Source organism: Mycobacterium sp. 1165178.9, assembly GCF_001673555.1.
In the GTDB taxonomy this organism is placed as follows: Bacteria; Actinomycetota; Actinomycetes; order Mycobacteriales; family Mycobacteriaceae; genus Mycobacterium.
Genome location: NZ_LZMB01000312.1, coordinates 1 through 17,321, shown reverse-complemented (window position 1 = coordinate 17,321; position 17,321 = coordinate 1). Strand labels below are relative to the sequence as shown.

General features: G+C 66.8%; 19 protein-coding genes and 1 pseudogene. 10 read left to right on the top strand and 10 right to left on the bottom strand.

Features of this window, described 5'->3' with window-relative positions; translation table 11 throughout:
* Positions 1-9 precede the first annotated feature (9 nt).
* Positions 10-375, top strand: a pseudogene (locus A5652_RS13655) (nucleoside deaminase); the annotation flags it as partial.
* Positions 376-517: 142 nt separating this feature from the next.
* On the opposite strand, the gene A5652_RS13650 reads toward A5652_RS13655, so the two are convergent.
* Positions 518-1,039 carry a tRNA adenosine deaminase-associated protein gene (locus tag A5652_RS13650; protein ID WP_067351861.1) on the bottom strand — a complete coding sequence of 174 codons (522 nt, stop codon included), beginning with the start codon at positions 1,037-1,039 and terminating at the stop codon, positions 518-520.
* Between the two features lie 129 nt (positions 1,040-1,168).
* Here A5652_RS13650 and A5652_RS13645 point away from each other — a divergent pair, with 129 nt between their 5' ends.
* A complete protein-coding gene (locus tag A5652_RS13645; protein WP_232001188.1) occupies positions 1,169-2,113 on the top strand; it encodes a prephenate dehydrogenase in 945 nt (314 codons plus the stop codon).
* Here A5652_RS13645 and A5652_RS13640 read toward each other — a convergent pair.
* The 5 genes from A5652_RS13640 to A5652_RS13620 are packed head-to-tail and all read right to left on the bottom strand — an operon-like array spanning position 2,076 to position 6,140.
* Positions 2,076-2,675, bottom strand: a complete 600-nt coding sequence (locus A5652_RS13640) for a putative glycolipid-binding domain-containing protein (protein WP_067351854.1) — start codon at positions 2,673-2,675, stop codon at positions 2,076-2,078. The two genes, A5652_RS13645 and A5652_RS13640, sit on opposite strands and share 38 nt — an antisense overlap.
* Complete coding sequence (locus tag A5652_RS13635) at positions 2,676-3,392, bottom strand: ABC transporter permease (RefSeq protein WP_067351851.1); 717 nt, start codon at positions 3,390-3,392, stop codon at positions 2,676-2,678.
* Positions 3,389-4,075: an ABC transporter permease gene (locus A5652_RS13630; protein ID WP_067351848.1), complete on the bottom strand. Its 687-nt coding sequence runs from the start codon at positions 4,073-4,075 to the stop codon at positions 3,389-3,391. The genes A5652_RS13635 and A5652_RS13630 overlap by 4 nt, the downstream gene beginning before the upstream one ends.
* Positions 4,076-4,078: 3 nt before the next feature.
* Positions 4,079-5,191, bottom strand: a complete 1,113-nt coding sequence (locus A5652_RS13625; protein ID WP_067351844.1) for an ABC transporter ATP-binding protein — start codon at positions 5,189-5,191, stop codon at positions 4,079-4,081.
* 1 nt (position 5,192) lies between these two features.
* Positions 5,193-6,140 carry an ABC transporter substrate-binding protein gene (locus tag A5652_RS13620; protein ID WP_067351841.1) on the bottom strand — a complete coding sequence of 316 codons (948 nt, stop codon included), beginning with the start codon at positions 6,138-6,140 and terminating at the stop codon, positions 5,193-5,195.
* 100 nt (positions 6,141-6,240) lie between these two features.
* Between A5652_RS13620 and A5652_RS13615 the strand changes: the two genes are divergently transcribed.
* A complete protein-coding gene (locus A5652_RS13615; RefSeq protein WP_067351837.1) occupies positions 6,241-6,591 on the top strand; it encodes a lipopolysaccharide assembly LapA domain-containing protein in 351 nt (116 codons plus the stop codon).
* Here A5652_RS13615 and A5652_RS13610 read toward each other — a convergent pair.
* Positions 6,588-7,634: a phosphotransferase family protein gene (locus A5652_RS13610; RefSeq protein ID WP_067351834.1), complete on the bottom strand. Its 1,047-nt coding sequence runs from the start codon at positions 7,632-7,634 to the stop codon at positions 6,588-6,590. The genes A5652_RS13615 and A5652_RS13610 overlap by 4 nt on opposite strands.
* A gap of 63 nt (positions 7,635-7,697) precedes the next feature.
* Positions 7,698-8,336, bottom strand: coding sequence for a histidine phosphatase family protein (locus A5652_RS13605; RefSeq protein WP_067351831.1), 639 nt, complete (start codon positions 8,334-8,336; stop codon positions 7,698-7,700).
* Positions 8,337-8,463: 127 nt separating this feature from the next.
* Here A5652_RS13605 and A5652_RS13600 point away from each other — a divergent pair, with 127 nt between their 5' ends.
* The 6 genes from A5652_RS13600 (at position 8,464) to A5652_RS13575 (ending at position 13,919) form a co-directional block, all read left to right on the top strand.
* Entirely contained in the window at positions 8,464-9,135 is a 672-nt protein-coding gene (locus A5652_RS13600) for a class I SAM-dependent methyltransferase (RefSeq protein WP_067351827.1), read from the top strand.
* A 75-nt stretch (positions 9,136-9,210) separates the two neighbouring features.
* Positions 9,211-10,251, top strand: coding sequence for a phosphotransferase family protein (locus A5652_RS13595; RefSeq protein WP_067351824.1), 1,041 nt, complete (start codon positions 9,211-9,213; stop codon positions 10,249-10,251).
* A 1-nt stretch (position 10,252) separates the two neighbouring features.
* Complete coding sequence (locus A5652_RS13590; protein ID WP_067351821.1) at positions 10,253-11,017, top strand: SDR family NAD(P)-dependent oxidoreductase; 765 nt, start codon at positions 10,253-10,255, stop codon at positions 11,015-11,017.
* Positions 11,018-11,063: 46 nt separating this feature from the next.
* The gene (locus A5652_RS13585; protein ID WP_067351868.1) at positions 11,064-12,347 is read left to right on the top strand and encodes an acyl-CoA dehydrogenase family protein; all 1,284 of its coding nucleotides are present in this window, start codon (positions 11,064-11,066) and stop codon (positions 12,345-12,347) included.
* Positions 12,328-12,951, top strand: a complete 624-nt coding sequence (locus A5652_RS13580; RefSeq protein ID WP_067351817.1) for a TetR/AcrR family transcriptional regulator — start codon at positions 12,328-12,330, stop codon at positions 12,949-12,951. The genes A5652_RS13585 and A5652_RS13580 overlap by 20 nt, the downstream gene beginning before the upstream one ends.
* Positions 12,951-13,919, top strand: coding sequence for an NADPH:quinone oxidoreductase family protein (locus A5652_RS13575; protein ID WP_067351814.1), 969 nt, complete (start codon positions 12,951-12,953; stop codon positions 13,917-13,919). Before A5652_RS13580 ends, A5652_RS13575 begins: the two co-directional genes overlap by 1 nt.
* A gap of 13 nt (positions 13,920-13,932) precedes the next feature.
* Here the strand turns inward: A5652_RS13575 and A5652_RS13570 are convergent, their stop codons facing one another.
* Positions 13,933-15,834, bottom strand: coding sequence for an alkyl/aryl-sulfatase (locus A5652_RS13570; protein ID WP_067351810.1), 1,902 nt, complete (start codon positions 15,832-15,834; stop codon positions 13,933-13,935).
* A gap of 150 nt (positions 15,835-15,984) precedes the next feature.
* Between A5652_RS13570 and A5652_RS13565 the strand changes: the two genes are divergently transcribed.
* The gene (locus tag A5652_RS13565; RefSeq protein WP_067351807.1) at positions 15,985-16,452 is read left to right on the top strand and encodes a lipoprotein LpqH; all 468 of its coding nucleotides are present in this window, start codon (positions 15,985-15,987) and stop codon (positions 16,450-16,452) included.
* Position 16,453: 1 nt separating this feature from the next.
* On the opposite strand, the gene A5652_RS13560 is transcribed toward A5652_RS13565, so the two are convergent.
* A partial coding sequence (locus tag A5652_RS13560; RefSeq protein ID WP_197513951.1) for a cell wall metabolism sensor histidine kinase WalK occupies positions 16,454-17,321 on the bottom strand: 868 nt, incomplete at its 5' end.

Genomic DNA, 17,321 nt, shown 5'->3' with positions numbered 1-17,321 from the left:
TGGTAGGACCTGATTCGCTCCGCACTATCGATTGCCGCGACGGCGGGTCCGCGTGACGTGCCCATCGGGGCGGTGGTGATCGGCGCCGACGGAACCGAACTGGCCCGCGCGGTCAATGCCCGCGAGGCGTGGGGGGACCCGACGGCGCACGCCGAGATCCTGGCGTTGCGCGCGGCGGCCAAGGTGCTCGGGGACGGGTGGCGGCTGGAAGGCACCACGCTGGCGGTCACCGTCGAACCCTGCACCATGTGCGCGGGCGCGCTGGTGCTCTCGCGCGTCGCCCGGCTGGTGTTCGGCGCCTGGGAGCCCAAGACCGGAGCGGTCGGGTCGTTGTGGGACGTGGTCCGCGATCGGCGGCTCAACCACCGCCCCGATGGGCACGTCACGCGGACCCGCCGTCGCGGCAATCGATAGTGCGGAGCGAATCAGGTCCTCGTCACTAACCACCGACCGGTCCTGATGGCGGCGACCCGCCGCGCCCGGCTCCATCAGCGGTGGCGACCCGCCGCGCTTGCGATCACCGACCGAGGCGGTCGATCACCGCCGACAACTGATCGGCGAAGCCCATCTCGCGGGCAATCCGGCCCAACTGCTCGTCGGCGTACAGATCGGTCTCGTCGAGGATGACCCCCAGCACCGCCTCGGGCAGCCCGACGTCGGACAGCAACCCTAAGTCGCCCTCTTCGAAAGGATCCGAGTCCTCGAGATCCTCCGGATCGATGTCGGCGTCCAACTTGTCGAGCACTTCCGCGGCGATGTCATAGTCCAGCGCTGCGGTGGCATCGGAAAGCAACAACCGCGTCCCCGACGGCGCCGGCCGCACGATGACAAAGAATTCGTCGTCCACGTCGAGTAGGCCGAAGACCGCCCCGGAACTACGCAATTCACGCAGCTCCGTCTCCGCGGCCGACAGGCTCAACAGCGACTTACGAGCCATCGGAGCGCAGCGCCACTGCCCCTCTTCACGCACCACCGCGACACCGAAACCGTCCGGAGTGTCGGCGGACACGCGCTGGGCGGAGGCCCGTTGTGCTCCCATGGCCGCTTACGGTAGTCCCTGACCAGGCCCCTGACCAGATGGCGCCTGGTAGCCGCGAGATCTGACGGCGCCGTTCCCAGCCGGATGTGCCAACCTTGGAATGTGGCGAGCACTCCTTCTAAGACACCGGTGTGTGTGCTCGGGCTGGGGCTGATCGGTGGCTCGATAATGCGGGCCGCAACGGCGGCCGGCCGCGAGGTGTTCGGCTACAACCGTTCGGTGGAGGGCGCGCAGGCCGCGACAGCCGACGGCTTCGACGCCGACACCGATCTGATCGCGACCCTGACTCGCGCCGCCGACTCCGGGGCGTTGATCGTGCTGGCCGTGCCGATGCCGGCGATGGCGGGCATGCTTGCCCACATCAAAGAGACGGCCCCGGCGTGTGCATTGACCGACGTCACCAGCGTCAAGCAAGCGGTGCTCGATCAAGTCGTCGCGGCCGGCCTGCTGGAACGGTTCGTCGGGGGCCACCCGATGGCGGGCACGGCGCATTCGGGATGGACCGCCGGCTACGCCGGATTGTTCACCGGCGCCCCGTGGGTGGTCAGCGTCGACGATCATGTCGATCCCTCGGTCTGGTCGACGGTGATGACGTTGGCGCTGGACTGCGGCGCGGTGGTCGTACCGGCCAGGTCCGACGAACACGACGCCGCCGCGGCGGCTATCTCGCATCTGCCCCATCTGCTCGCCGAGACGCTGGCCGTCGTGGCGGGAGACGTCCCGCTGGCATTCGCATTGGCCGCCGGGTCATTCCGCGACGGGACTCGGGTGGCGGCCACCGCCCCGGATCTGGTCCGGGCGATGTGTGAAGGCAACTCCGACCAGCTGGTGCCCGCGGCCGACCGCGCGATCGAACTGCTGAAGCGCGCCCGCACATCGCTCGCGTCCCATAACTCGGTCGCCGACATCATCGTGGCCGGCCATGCCGCGCGAACGCGTTACGACAACTTCCCGCGCTCCGACATCTTCCACGTCATCGTCGGGGCGGAGAATTGGCGTCAGGAACTGGCCGCCGCGGGCCGGGCCGGCGGGGTTATCAGATCCGCTCTGCCAAGCCTGGATAGTCGACGATGAAGCCTTCGTCGTCGACGCTCACCGTGGTGTCGGAGATCGGCGAACGCAACTTGATCTCGCCCAGACCACCGGTGCTGCTGTAGCTCACGGTATCCGCCGTGATGGACATGTCCGGCAGGTTCACGTAGACCACGGGCAGCGTGACCGAGGCGGCTCGCCGATATAACCCGAGCCGCCGGATGGGCAGCGCATTGAAGAACGGGCTGAACTCCACGTCGACGTCGAGCGCACCGTTGTATGCCGCGCGATGCTCGCCCTGATGGTCGGTGACCAGCCACATGTTCTCTTCGTCGCGGGCGAAGGAAAAGACGCGCTCACGCTCGGCCAGGGTCACGGTCATGCCGAGCCGCTTGGTGGCGCCGGTCTCATCGGTCAGCAGGTCGTAATAGGCGCCGAACGCCGGGTGGGTATCGGTGGCGGCGGCAATGATGCGGCCATTGGCCTTGATTCTCTTGCCGGACACCTGAAGTCGTACGGATTCCATCCGGGGAGCATCCTGTGCGCGCCAGGTGAGCATCGCCTGCCACACGCGGCGAGACGGATCAGAGGAGGCTGCGTTCACTCATCTACCGTAAGACGTGCGCGCCAGCCGCTGGGGAAGTGCCCGGTATGTTCGCCGCAACCGCCCGGTGCCCGGCGCCGAAATCCACACCGCCAGCGCCAGCAGTCCGTCGAGCACCAGCGCCAACGCGGCCACCATCAGCGCCCCGACAAGGGCGAGATGAAACTCACGTTCTTTGATCCCGTCGATCAGGTATCTGCCCAGACCACCGAGGCTGGCGTAGGCGGCTACCGTCGCGGTGGCGACCACCTGCAGGGTCGCGTTGCGTAGCCCACCGAGGATCAACGGCAACGCATTCGGCACTTCGACGCGCATCAGCACTTGGGCCTCGGTCATACCCATCGCCCGCGCGGCGTCGACGACCGTCGGCTCCACATTGGCGATCCCGGCATAGGAGCCGGCCAACAATGCCGGCACACCCAGCAGCATCAGCGCCACCAACGACGGACCCAGCCCCAACCCGAACAGCAGCGTCCCGAACAGCAGCACGCCCAGCGTCGGCAGGGAGCGCAAGCCATTGACGGCGCCGACCACCAGCAAGGTGCCGCGGCCGGTGTGGCCGATGATCAATCCGACCGGAATCGCGATGAGCGCCGAGGCCGCCACCGCTAGGGCGGTGTACTCGAGATGCTCCAGGATGCGGGCCGCGAGCCCCACCGGGCCGGTCCAGTTGTCGGCGGTCAGCACGTAGGAGATCGCCCGCTCGACGAAGTTCACCGCGCACCCCCCACCACGGGCGCCACGACCGAGCGGCGGCCGGTGCCGCGGGTATCGTGCGCCCACGGTGTGGCCAGCCGGCCGGCCACCACGATCAGCACGTCGATGACCACCGCCAACAGGAACAGCACGATGATGCCGGCCAGGATTTGATCGCTCTTGTTGGTCTGGTACCCCTGGGTGAACCAGCTGCCCAGGCCGCCGATGCCGATCACCGAACCGACCGAAACCATCGCGATATTGGTGACCACCACCACCCGCAAACCGGCGACGAGTACCGGAATCGAAAGCGGCAGTTCGACTTTCAGTATTCGCGTGATCGGCGGATAGCCGACCGCGGTGGCGGCGTCGCGCACTTGGGCGGGCACCGCGTCCAGCGCCTCGAGCACCGCGCGCACCAGCAGGGCGGCGGTGTAGGCGGTCAACGCCACCATGACGTTGGCCTCGTCGAGGATGCGGGTCCCGATCAGCATCGGCAACACCACGAACAGGGCCAGCGATGGAATGGTGAACACGACGCTGGCGGCCGCCGTGGTCAGCCGACGGGCGATTCGCGTGCGCTGCACCAGCATGCCCAGCGGCAGCGCGATCGCCAACCCGAACAGCACCGGCACCAACGCCAGCCACAGATGGACCGTGGTCAGCGCCCAGGCGTCGTCAAGATGGGTCAGCAGATAGTGCATCGGCTAAGTCCCTTGATCTTGCGCCGCACCCAGCCGCTGGGTCTGGACCGCGGCCAACACGTCGGCGGCCAGCACACCGCCGATCACCCTGCCGGCGTCGTCGACGGCGACGCCGATACCCGACGGCGACGACAGCGCCGAATCCAGCGCCTGGCTCAGATTGCCCTGCGGCCGAAACAGCGATCCGAGCCCGCTCATGGTTTCGGACAACGACACATCGTCGCGGTGGCGGCGCAGCCCCTCGTCGTCGATCCAGCCGAGGGGCGCGCCGGCATCGTCGACGACGATCGCCCAACGGTCGGAAAGCTTTGTCTCGGAGAGCTCGTCGGCCGTGATTCGTTCGACGTCGTGCAACGGCAGACCGGCCGCGTCGAGGAGTTGCAACCATCGATAGCCGCGGCCCAGGCCGATGAACCGGGACACGAAATCATTGGCCGGCCGCGACAGCAGCCGGCCAGGCTCGTCGTACTGTTGCAACGAACCGCCCTTGAACACCGCCACCCGTTCGCCGAGCCGCAGCGCCTCATCGATGTCGTGGGTGACGAAGACGATCGTCTTGTGCATTTCGCCCTGCAGGCGCAGTATTTCGTTCTGCAGGTCGTGGCGAACCACCGGATCGACGGCGGAGAACGGCTCATCCATCAATAGGATCGGCGGGTCGGCGGCCAGCGCTCGCGCCACGCCGACCCGTTGTTGCTCGCCGCCGGAGAGCTGCGCGGGGTAGCGGGCCGCGAGTTTGGCGTCCAGCCCCACCCGTTCGAGCACCGCGTAGGCCGCCTGGCGGGCGGCCCGGCGTGATTGGCCCCGTAAGACGGGAACCGTTGCCACGTTGTCGATTACGCGTTGGTGCGGCATCAGTCCGGCGTGCTGGATGACGTATCCGATTCCGAGGCGCAGCTTCACCGGGTCGCGGCTGGAAACATCGACGCCGTCGATTGTGATGTTGCCCGAGGTGGGTTCGATCATCCGGTTGATCATGCGCAGCGCCGTGGTCTTGCCGCTGCCCGAGGACCCGACGAATACGGTCAGTTTGCCGTTGGGGACGGTCAGGCTGAGCTGGTTGACGGCGGTGGTGCCGTCGACGAAGGCCTTACTGACGTTGTCGAAGATGATCAAGTCACCCTCCGATCGGGTGGTTGAAACCGTTGTCCTGTACCCAGTTTCGCGCGGCCTCGTCGGGATCGATGCCCGAGTTCCCCGACACCGCGGCGTTGAGCCCGGCGACACCGGAGGTGGTCAGTTTCGCTGAGACCGCGTCGAGAACGACCTTGAGTCGGTCGGACCTTTTCTGCGTGTTAAGAAGTGGCACAATGTTTCCGGCCACGAAATTGTGTTCGGGGTCGTCGAGGACAATCAAATGGTTCTGCGGTATGGCCGGCGATGTGGTGAAGATATTGGCGGCGTTGACCCTTTCCTCTACCAACGCCCGCACGGTGACCGCGCCACCGCCGTCGTCGATGGCGATGAAGTTGCCCGGCCTGATGTCGAGTCCATACTTCTGCCGCAGCCCCGGCAGGCCCGCCGGCCGGGTCGCGAAGGCCGAGGGTGCCCCGAACCGCACGTCGGCCGAATGGGCGGCCAAATCGGCGATCGCCTTGAGATTCCAGGAGTTCGCGGTTTGCCCGGTCACGGTGACCGTATCGGTGTCGGCGGCCGGGGCGGGCGTCAGAATCGTCAGCCCATCGGGCAGGCGCTGGTCGAGCTCCCGCTCGACGGCATCCAATGTGGTGGCGTCGGACTGTGGCGAGACGTAGAGCAGCAGATTGCCGATGTATTCCGGCACCAGGTCAATGGAATGGTCTTTGAGCGCGGGGATATACGTCTCACGACTGCCGATGCCCATCCGCTTTCCCACTTCGAAACCATTGGCCTGCAACGCTTGTGCGTAGATTTCGGCGATGATCTGCGATTCCGGAAAGTCGCCGGAGCCGATGACGATGGAGTTGGGGCTGCGAACCTGCGCTCCCAATGGATCGGAATTGCTGCACGCCGCAACGATGGACATCACTATGACCAGGGCCGCCGCCCGCATGATCGCGCCCCGTCGTCGCGGCAGTGCCGTCATACCGCCGACCCTAACGTCCGAACGGCGCGGATGCCGGTCCCCGAGGACCGGTTGCGGTGAATCGGTTTCATTCTGCTCCGGATGGGGCAAAGATGGCACTATGAGCAGCCAAACCCCTGCCTCGCCTGGCCAGCCACCACCCAAGCCCGATCCTGCGGCCAAGACGGGCGCACCGACTGTGGAGCCTGGCATCGGCTTCACCCGCGCCGGAGCGCTGTGGTCGTCCCTGGTCGCCGGATTCGTAATCCTGATCCTGTTGCTGATCTTCATCACCCAGAACACGTCGCCGACAGACTTCAAGTTCTTGGGCTGGCACTGGAGCCTGCCGTTAGGTGTGGCGATCCTGCTGGCCGCCGTGGTCGGCGGCCTGATCACCGTTGCGGCCGGGACCGCACGAATTTTGCAGCTTCGCCGCGCGGCGAAGAAAAGCCACGCAGCCGTCCCGCGCTAGCCGGGCAGCTTGGCGAGTTCGGCCAGACCCCGTGAGATCAGTGGCGCCACCACCTCCGGTGTGTGGTCGGAGTCCGCGCCTCGGGCCTGATCCGACATCCGCCGGCGAAAGTCAATGCCCGCGGCGATGATGGCGAGCTTGAAGTATGCCAACGCCATGTAGAACTCCCAGTGCGCCAGCGGTATACCCGCCACCAACGAATACCGGTCGGCCAGTTCGTCGGCCGTCGGCAGCAAGGGCGACGTCCATGCGGCCTGCGCATTGACGATCAAATCCAGGGCGGGGTCGCGGTACACGCACATCAGGGCCGCGTCGGATAGCGGGTCGCCCAGCGTGGAGAGCTCCCAGTCGACAACAGCACGCACCTTCGTCGGGTCGTCCGCGTCCAGGATCGTGTTATCGATCCGGTAATCGCCGTGCACGATCGACGTACGGCTCTGCTGCGGAATGGCTTCGCCCAGACCGGAATGCAGCCGTTCTACATCGGCATCGCGCCGATCCTCGGGCAGTCGCACCAGCGACCACTGCGAGCCCCATCGGCGCACCTGACGCTCCAGATAACCGCTGGGCTTGCCGAAATCGGCCAAGCCGACGGCGCTGGGGTCGACATTGTGCAGGTCCACAAGCACCCGGATCAACGAGTCGACGCAGCCGCCGATGACGGTGTGACTGAACGATTCGAGTTGAGCGCGACGGCGCACCACCTGACCATCGACGAAGTCGACGATCTGGAAGGGGGCGCCCAGCACCGAATCGTCCTCGCAAAGCGCGATCGTGCGCGCCACCGGAACCGGCGTGTCCTGCAGCGCCGCAACGACGCGGTACTCGCGGGCCATGTCATGCGCCGACGGCGTCAACCCGTGCAGCGGCGGTCGTCGCACCAGCCAACTGGTGCTGTCGTCGTAAACACGGAACGTCAGATTGGAGCGCCCACCGGAGATGAAGTCCGCGCGTAACTCGCCGTCGCGCCCGATCCCGAGTGAACGCAGGTAGGAGTCCAGCGAGGCCAGGTCGAGCCCCTCGAGTTGGTCAGCTGAAGTCACCGAACTTGTCTACCATCGCTGCGCTCGACCCGGTGCACCACCTGCAATTTGCCGGTCTTTCGCTCACCCTGCGCCACGGCTCGCGTCGTCGTCGAGCATCCTTTGGTTTCGCGGCAACAGGTCCCAGACGTGTTCGGTGGTGTTGACCGCGGCGACCGTCGCTTGACCGGACCGAGAGAACAACAGCCGAGTGACCGACGCGTAGTCGACCGGAAAGGACAGCAGTCGGGCGGTGCCGAGGATTTCGTGCAGCGCGACGTTGATGACCCCGCCATGGCTGAACACCGCGACGGTGTCGTCCGGGTCGGCGGCGGCGACGAGGTCGTCGACCGCGGCGCGCACCCTGTCACGAAAAGCGTCCTCGTCGACAGCGCTGGGCAGATGCCCCTGCGCCAGTCGCGCCCATTCTTCGGGCATCTCCGCGCGGATCTGCTCGACAGGGATGTACACCGGCAGGTCGCGGTCATATTCGGCGAAGCGGTCGTCGATCTCGACGGTCAGCCCGCGATCCGCCGCGACCGGTTCGGCGGTCTGGATGGCCCGGCGCTGCGGACTACTCACCACGCGGGAAATGGGAAACCTGGCTAGCGCCTTGGGGAGTCGCTCGATCTGGGCGAGTCCTTCCTCCGACAGGTCCGGGTCGGAGCCTTGACCGTGTTCGCTGCGCAGCGGCAGCGCGTGCCGGACCAGAAGCACTTGCATATGTCTTCCCGTCTTGTCGAAAGGTTTGCCGGTCCGAAGTCTCTCATCGCCCGCAGTCCAGCGTTCAGGGCGTGCACAATGACATCGCTGTACCCAGCTCATTGCGCTCTAGTGCCGAGGAGGACGAATGACCGAACCGGAGAGGGATTGGGACGCCGCGTACCGGCAAGCCGCCCCGCCCCCGTGGAGTATCGGCCGGCCGCAGCCGGAGCTGGCGCTGCTCATCGATCAAGGCAAGATTCGCAGCGAGGTGCTGGATTCCGGCTGTGGCCACGCCGCGCTCTCGCTGACGCTCGCCGCGCTCGGCTACACCGTTGTCGGCCTGGATGCCAGCGCGACGGCGATTCAAGCGGCCACCGCCGCGGCCGCCGAGCAAGGGCTCACCACGGCGAGGTTCGCCCAGGCCGACGTCACCAGCTTCAGTGGCTATGACGGCCGCTTCTTGACCATCCTGGACAGCGGGCTGTTCCATGCGCTGCCGCCCGACCGGCGCCAGGACTATGTGCAGTCCATCTTTCGCGCCGCGGCGCCGGGAGCGTCGCTGTACATCCTGGCCTTCGCCGCCGGAGCACTGGACGACGCCCATTCGAACCGGCCGGGCCCGCCCGGCTTCACCGAAAACGAACTGCACGATGCCGTCGCGACGGTGTGGCGGGTCGACGACGTTCGCGCGGCGAAGGTGTACGGCACAGACGACGCAGCCGGGTCGCCGGACAATCCGCTGGCGCATCTGGACCACGACGACGAGGGCCACTTCATGGCGCCCGGGTTCCTGCTGAGCGCGCACAAGCCGGACTGATCCGAAGGTGCCGCGGCGAGTACGGAGAATGCTATTCTCCGTACGGAGATTTTGGTGTGCAGCGATGGCGGGGCGGTGACTCACGTGGGTGAATCGGGACTCGACGCGAGCGTGCTCGGTCGGTGGCTGGATGCCAATCACGCACCCGGGGGTGGGGAACAGCCACGGCTGACCCAGCTGAAGGGCGGTTCACAGAACACCCTGTATCTGATCGAGCGCGGTGGCCAGCGGATGGTGTTGCGGATGCCCGGCGCCCAGGCCGACGCCGCGCGCATCGACGGCCTGCTGCGGGAGATCCGCCTGGTTCGGGCGCTGTCCGGCACCGACGTCCCGCACGCGGCGCTGATCGCGGCCGACGACACCGGCGACGTGCTCGGGATGCCGTTCTACGTCATGCAGGCCATCGAAGGCTGGAGCCCGATGGACGGCGGGTGGCAATCCCCGTTCGACACGGACTTCGAGGCCCGGCGCGGCCTGGCCTTCCAATTGGTCGACGGCGCGGCCAGGCTGGGCCGGGTGGATTGGCGCAAGCAAGGACTCGAAGGCTTCGGCCGCCCCGACGGATTCCACGAGCGGCAGGTCGATCGGTGGCTGGCGTTTCTGGACGCCTACAAGGTCCGCGAACTGCCGGGTCTCGACGTGGCGTCCGACTGGCTGCGCCGCAACCGTCCGGCGCACTACCGGGCGGGCATCATGCACGGCGACTATCAGTTCGCCAACGTGATGTTCGCGCACGGACAGCCCGCGCGCCTGGCCGCGATCGTGGACTGGGAGATGACCACGGTCGGTGACCCGTTGCTCGACCTGGCGTGGTGCCTACTGGGCTACGACGGCGAAAAGCCGCGCGAAGACGGGTTTTATCTCGACATGCGCGGCATGCCCACGCGCAGCGAGCTGCTGGAGCACTACGAAAACGTCAGCGGGCTGTCCACCGAAAACATCGACTACTACCTGGTGCTGGCCAACTGGAAGCTCGGCATCGTCCTGGAAAAGACGTATGCGGCCGGCGTGCGCACCGGCAAGGTCGACCCGAAGATCACCGACGCGTTCGGTCCGATGATCCTGCAGCTGATCGCCACCGCGGCCGAGCTCGCCCGATCTAACAAGAGGTCCTGAAATGAGTTATACCGAACAGCTTTTCGACCTCACCGACCGGGTCGTCCTGATCACCGGCGGCAGCCGCGGCCTGGGTCGCGAGATGGCGTTCGGTGCGGCGCACTGCGGCGCGGACGTGGTGATCGCAAGCCGCAACATGGACAACTGCGTCTCCACCGCCAAGGAGGTCGAGGCCGCGACCGGCCGTACCGCCATGCCGTATCAGGTGCACGTCGGGCGCTGGGATCAGCTCGACGGTTTGGTCGACGCGACCTACGAACGGTTCGGCAGGGTCGACACGCTGATCAACAACGCGGGCATGTCGCCTCTCTACGACAAGCTCACCGACGTGACCGAGAAGCTGTTCGACGCCGTGGTCAACCTCAATCTCAAGGGTCCGTTCCGGTTGTCGGCGTTGATAGGTGAGCGCATGGTGGCGGCCGGCCGGGGCTCGATCATCAACGTCAGCACGGCCGGATCGCTGCGGCCGACGCCCGACATCATCCCCTATGCCGCGTCCAAGGCCGGTCTCAATGCCATGACCGAAGCGTTGGCGAAGGCGTTCGGCCCGGCGGTGCGGGTCAACACACTGATGGCCGGTCCGTTTCTCACCGACGTGAGCAAGGCCTGGAATCTCGATGCGGCCGAACAGAATCCGTTCAAGCATCTTTCGCTGCAGCGGGCGGGCGACCCCGGCGAAATCGTCGGCGCGGCACTGTTTCTGGCGTCCGACGCGTCCAGCTTCACCACCGGCTCGATCCTGCGAGCCGACGGCGGAATCCCCTGACGTGAGCCGGGCGCAGCGGGCCGCCACCAACGAGAGGAGTGTTCGAATGTCCTGGGACTTTTCTACCGAGCCGGAGTTCGAGGAGAAGCTCGAGTGGATCCGCGGGTTCGTTCGCGACGAGGTGGAACCGCTCGAGGTGCTGTTTCCAGGCTGCGAGTTCCTGCCACTGAACGACGAGCGGCGCCGCATCGTCGACCCGCTCAAGCAGCGGGTGCGCGACAAGGGTTTGTGGGCACCGCATCTGGGGCCGGAGCTGGGTGGGCAGGGATTCGGTGCGGTCAAGCTGACGTTGATCAACGAGATCTTGGGTCGCAGCCCGTGGGCGCCGATCGTGTTCGGAACGCAAGCGCCCGACACCGGCAACGCCGAGATCATCGCCCGCTTCGGCACCCAGGAACAAAAGGACCGCTATCTGGCGGGACTGCTGTCCGGCGAGATCTTCTCGTGCTTCTCCATGACCGAGCCCCAGGGTGGTGCGGATCCGCGGGTCTTCACCACCCGTGCTGTCCGTGACGGCGATGACTGGGTCATCACCGGGCGAAAGTACTTCTCCTCCAACGCCTCCGTCGCCTCCTTCTTCATTGTCGTCGCGATCACCGATCCCGACGTACCGGTCCATACCGGCGCGTCGACGTTCCTGATCCCCGCCGGCACCGACGGACTGGTCTTGGAAGCCAATCACCACCTGGTCGGGGCCGACCCGCACGAGCCGGGCCATTCGCTGGTGCAGTACAACGACGTCCGAGTACCCTCCGACGCGTTGCTCGGCGAGCCCGGCCAGGGCTTCTTGATATTGCAGACGCGGCTGGCCGGCGGGCGCCTGCATCACGCAATGCGCTCGATCGGGATGGCGCAACGCGCCGTCGAGATCATGTCGCGCCGCGCGAAAAGCCGCTTCACCCAGGGCAGTCTGCTGGCCGACAAACAACTGGTGCAGGAGTTCGTCGCCGACTCCTACACCGAGCTGATCCCGTTCCGGCTGACGGTGCTGCACGCCGCGTGGCTGATCGATAACGGCGACGAACGGGCCGCGCGGGCCGAGATCGCGGCCTGCAAGATCCTGGCGTCGCAGGTGCTGAAATCCATTGCACTGCGCGCCATTCAGGTGCACGGCGCATTGGGACTCACCGACCAGCTGCCACTGGTCAACGTCCTGCTGGGTGGCATCGCGCTGGGGCTGGCCGACGGGCCGACCGAGGCCCACAAGGTCAACCTGGCGCGGATGCTGCTCAAGGGTTACGAGGCCGAGGAAGGTGACTGGCCCAGCGAGATGCTCGATGTTCGGCGCGCGGCCGCGCGCGCCAAATACGGTGAGCTCGTTGACCTCTGATCGAGTGACCGCCGCGGTCGAGCGGGCACTCGATGACCGCCAGCGGGAGGCTACCGAAGAGGTGGAACGCATCCTGGCCGCCGCGGTGCGCGTCATGGAACGCGTCGCTCCCGACGCGCCCCGGGTCACCGATATCGTCGCCGAGGCGGGTTCGTCGAACAAGGCGTTCTACCGTTATTTCGCCGGCAAGGACGATCTGATCCTGGCCGTCATGGAGCGCGGAGTGGGCATCGTGGTGTCCTACCTCGAGCACCAGATGGCCAAGGAATCCGAGCCGCGCGACAAAGTCGTGCGGTGGATCGAGGGCACGCTGGCACAGGTGGCCGACCCGCATCTGATCAGCACGACCCGCGCGGCGGCCGGCCAGATGTCGGCCGCCACCAATTGGCGCGCGGCCGATCAGGAGATGATGCGGCCGCTTCGGGCGCTGCTCGTGGAACCGGTTGCGGCGCTGGGCAGTACCGACGTAGAGCGCGATGTCGAGGCGGTGTTCAACTGCACCGCCGCAACCATGCGCCGCTATGTGGGTTCGGCCACGGCGCCCGACGCCGACGACATCGCACACGTGGTGCGGTTCTGCTTACGTGGATTGGGGGCCATTTGATGCGCGCGGTGATCTGCCGTTCCTACGGCACGCCCGAGGACCTGGTGATCGACGACGTGCCCGATCCCGTTGCGGCCCCGGGCCAACTGCTGGTGCGAGTCCGCGCCGCCGCGGTCAACTTCCCCGACGTACTGTTCATCGCCGGCAAGTATCAGGTGAAAATCCCGCCGCCGTTCATACCGGGCAATGAGATCGCCGGCGAGGTCATCGCCGCGGGTGACGGCGCACCGTTCACTCCCGGACAGCGGGTCTCCGGAACTACGTTCGGGGCGTTCGCCGAACAGGCGCTGCTCGACGCGAGTCAGGCCGAGCTCGTGCCCGACGACGCCGACTTTGCCTCGGCCGCGGCGTTCGGCGTCACCTACCGCACCGCCTACCACGCTTTGCGCTCGACGGCCGCTGTCACACAGAGAGATTGGGTGGTCGTGCTCGGGGCCGCGGGCGGCGTGGGGCTGGCCGCGGTCGACCTGGCGGTCGCGATGGGGGCCCGGGTGCTGGCCGCGGCGTCGAGCCCGGAAAAACTCGAGCTGTGCCGGCAGCGCGGCGCCGAGGCGACCGTGGACTACGACCGGGAAGACCTCAAAGCGCGGATCCGTGAGCTCACCGGCGACAGCGCCCGCGTGGTGCTGGACCCGGTGGGTGGATCATACTCGGAGCCGGCGCTGCGCGGGCTCGCGCGTGGCGGCACGTTCGTCACGCTGGGCTACGCCGCTGGCACCATCCCGGCGATTCCGTTGAATCTCATTCTGCTCAAAGACATCTGCGTGCGGGGGATGGAGATCCGCACCTTCATGACCGACCGGCCCGACGACGCCGTGCGCGACCTCAAGGAGTTGGCGCGAATGTTCGCCGACGGCACAGTGCGGCCGTACATCGGCGCGCGATTCCCGCTCTCCGAGACGGCCGCGGCTTTGCGGCATGTGGCCGACCGCAAGGTGCTGGGCAAGGTGGTGATCGACGTCGCGTGACAGCTCTCGGGTCTCACGGCGTGACGATGTTGAAATTCGGGTCTGGCTGGTCGAGCGCGCCGAGCAAGGCCTGCAGCCCCGCCTGGTCGCCCGAGATTTCCAGCCCGGGCGAGGCGAGGTCGCCCATGGTTGCCGTCAGCAGCCGGAACTGGTTGTCCGCCTTGACCGTAACGGTCGCCGTGGCCGGCTCGGCGGAGGCCCGCCGGTAGACGAGCACGCCGTTACGCAGGCTGAGCCGGTAGGTGGCGCCCCCGTCACCCAAGGTGACGTCGATGGTGATGTCGAGGTCCCAGCTGCGCGGGCCGTTGACCCGGATGGCGAGGCCGTCGAAGATCTGCTCCGGCGTCAGCTGCGAAAGCATTGTCGGTGAGATGACTTGCCCCGCGGTGCCGAAATTGCCGTCGCGCAGTTCGGCCGCCCCGCTCATGAAGAAATTGCGCCAGGTGGCGTTCTCGGCGCCGTAGGCCAGCTGCTCGAGCGTGTCGGCGTGCAGCGCGCGCGCGGCGGCATGCTGGCTGTCGGTGAACACGGCGTGATCCAGCAACGTTGCTGCCCAGCGGAAGTCACCGGACTCGAATGCCGCGCGGGCAAGCTCGACGACCCGGTCGATGCCGCCCATGGCGCCGACGTAGCGGGGGGCGAGGGCCTCCGGCGGGTGCGGCCACAGCCGGGCCGGGTTGCCGTCGAACCACCCCATGTAACGCTGGTATACCGCCTTCACGTTGTGGCTGACCGACCCGTAGTACCCGCGGGCGTGCCAGGCCCGCTCGAGCGCCGGCGGCAGCTGGAACATCTCGGCGATCTCGGCACCCGTATACCCCTGGTTGAGCAGCCGCAGAGTCTGGTCGTGCAAGTATGCGTACAGATCGCGTTGCAGCGAAAGGAATTCCACGATGCCCTCCCGGCCCCACGTGGGCCAATGGTGGGACGCGAATACCACATCTGCGCGGTCGGCGAACGAGTCGATGGCCTCGGTGAGGTAGCCCGACCACGCGTGTGGGTCACGCACCACCGCGCCGCGCAGGGTCAGCAGGTTGTGCAGGTTGTGGGTGGCGTTCTCGGCCATGCACAGGGCGCGAAAACCGGGGAAGTAGAAATGCATTTCGGCGGGCGCCTCGGTGCCAGGCGCCATCTGGAATTCGATCTCCACCCCGTCGATCATGTGTGTCTCACCGGTGGTGCGGATGTCGACGGTCGGGACGATGAGTGCGACTTCGCCGGTGGATCCGGCCTGGCCGAGCCCGCACCCCACATGGCCGCGCGGCCCGCGCTCGAGCAGCATGCCGTACATGTAGGTGGCGCGTCGCAGCATTGCCGGGCCGGCGTAAACGTTCTCTTGAACCGCATGCGCGGTAAGCCCTTCCGGGGCGAGCACCGCTACCGCGCCGCTGTCGACGTCGGCCTGCGAGGTGACGCCCAGCACGCCGCCGAAGTGGTCGACGTGGCTGTGGGTGTAGATCACCGCGACCACCGGGCGGTCGCCGCCGCGATGGGCGCGATACAGGCCCAGCGCCGCGGCGGCGACCTCCGTGGAGATCAGTGGGTCGATGACGATGATGCCGTCGTCGCCCTCGACGAAGGTGATGTTCGAGATGTCTAAACCGCGGACCTGATAGATGCCGGGAACCACTTCGTACAAACCCTGCTTGGCGGTCAGCGTCGACTGTCGCCAGAGGCTGGGATGAACCGATGCCGGGGCGGGGCCATCCAAGAACGAGTACGCGTCGTTGTCCCACACCACCCGTCCGTCGGCCGCTTTGATCACACACGGGGAAAGCGCGGCAATGAATCCACGGTCGGCGTTGGCGAAATCCGTCTCATCATGAAAGGGCAGAACATGGTCGCGATGGGCCGATTCGATGACTGCGGTGGGGAGTTTGTGGTCCACCGTCTTACCTTCCCACCAAGGCGCCATCCCCAAGGCGGTTCCGACGACGTTTCGTCGTCCAATTAATGAACACAGCAACAATTTCTTCGGGTTCTGGATTCCCGGCCCAGTTAACCCGCATACTGCCCAGACGGCCCTCAATGCCGAGGACCGCAACTTTCGGGCAAAGGAGAACAGGTGAAGCGTGGACTGACCGTCGCGGTGGCCGGTGCGGCAATTCTTGCCGCGGGCATTTCCGGCTGTTCGAGCAATAAATCAAATGGCGTTTCGACGTCGGTGCCGGGAGGCTCCGTGTCGGCCGGCGGCAACAACTCGTCGAAGGTCACGATCGACGGCAAGGACCAGAACGTCCAGGGCACCACGATTTGCACGAAGGCCGGCGGCAATATCTCCATTGCGGTCGGTGGGAACCAGACCGGGATCAGCGTCGTACTCGCCGACGCCAATCCGCTTGCGGTGAAGGCGGTCCAGCTCGGCAATGTCAACGGCGTGACGCTTCAGTACGCGCAGGGTGGCCAGGGCAACGCCTCGGCGACCAAGGACGGCAACACGTACAAGGTCACCGGCACCGCCACCGGCGTCGACATGGCAAACCCGATGCAGCCGGTGAACAAGCCGTTCGAAATCGACGCGACTTGCTCCTGACCTAAGGTTCGCCAGCGGGCGGTTGCCATCCATTGGATGGCAACCGCACCGTGAACTCGGTGCGGCCCGGCGCGCTGTGCACCGCGATACTTCCGTTGTGCGCCTTGACAACCGCGGAGGCGATCGCCAGGCCCAGTCCGGTGCTGCCACCCTTACGAGAGCGGGAGGAGTCGCCGCGGGCGAACCGTTCGAAGACCTCGGATTGCAGCGCCGGCGGAATGCCGGGCCCATTGTCGATGACCTGCAGCACGGTGTGCGACGGCTCGGTGCTCAACCTGGTCGTCACGACGGTGCCCGCCCCTGTGTGGACCCGGGCGTTCGCAAGCAGGTTCGTCAGCACCTGGTGTAGCCGAGCCGCGTCTCCACTGACGACTACCGGTTCTTCGGGCAGGTCGAGTTCCCATTGATGGTCGGGTCCGGCGACGTGAGCGTCGCTGACCGCGTCCACCGCCAACCGGGACAGATCCACCGGTTCGCGTTCCAGCGGGCGGCCCGAGTCCAGCCGGGCCAGCAGCAACAGGTCCTCGACAAGGCGCGTCATCCGCTCGGTCTCGGAGGCCACCCGACTCATCGCCTGCGCAACCGCCTCGCGATCGTCGCCCATCCGTTGGGTCAGTTCGGTGTAGCCGCGGATCGCGGCCAGCGGCGTGCGCAGCTCGTGACTGGCGTCGGCGACGAATTGGCGAACCCGCGTCTCACTGGCCTGCCGCGCCGAGAGCGCGGCCGCGATGTGGTCCAGCATCTGGTTTAGGGCCGCGCCGAGCTGTCCCACCTCGGTCGAGGGGTTCGCGTCGGATTCGCCTACGCGCACAGGCAGCTCGACCTCGCCGCGCGCCAGCGGCAAGCCGGCCACCGCGCTCGCGGTTTGG

Excerpts from the sequence above, each read along its gene's own strand:
- A5652_RS13585 (WP_067351868.1), top strand. The coding sequence starts at position 11,064 with ATGTCCTGGGACTTTTCTACCGAGCCGGAGTTCGAGGAGAAGCTCGAG.
- A5652_RS13615 (WP_067351837.1), top strand. The coding sequence starts at position 6,241 with ATGAGCAGCCAAACCCCTGCCTCGCCTGGCCAGCCACCACCCAAGCCC.
- A5652_RS13600 (WP_067351827.1), top strand. The coding sequence starts at position 8,464 with ATGACCGAACCGGAGAGGGATTGGGACGCCGCGTACCGGCAAGCCGCC.
- A5652_RS13630 (WP_067351848.1), bottom strand. The coding sequence starts at position 4,075 with ATGCACTATCTGCTGACCCATCTTGACGACGCCTGGGCGCTGACCACG.
- A5652_RS13620 (WP_067351841.1), bottom strand. The coding sequence starts at position 6,140 with ATGACGGCACTGCCGCGACGACGGGGCGCGATCATGCGGGCGGCGGCC.
- A5652_RS13570 (WP_067351810.1), bottom strand. The coding sequence starts at position 15,834 with ATGGCGCCTTGGTGGGAAGGTAAGACGGTGGACCACAAACTCCCCACC.
- A5652_RS13590 (WP_067351821.1), top strand. The coding sequence starts at position 10,253 with ATGAGTTATACCGAACAGCTTTTCGACCTCACCGACCGGGTCGTCCTG.
- A5652_RS13605 (WP_067351831.1), bottom strand. The coding sequence starts at position 8,336 with ATGCAAGTGCTTCTGGTCCGGCACGCGCTGCCGCTGCGCAGCGAACAC.
- A5652_RS13575 (WP_067351814.1), top strand. The coding sequence starts at position 12,951 with ATGCGCGCGGTGATCTGCCGTTCCTACGGCACGCCCGAGGACCTGGTG.
- A5652_RS13650 (WP_067351861.1), bottom strand. The coding sequence starts at position 1,039 with ATGGGAGCACAACGGGCCTCCGCCCAGCGCGTGTCCGCCGACACTCCG.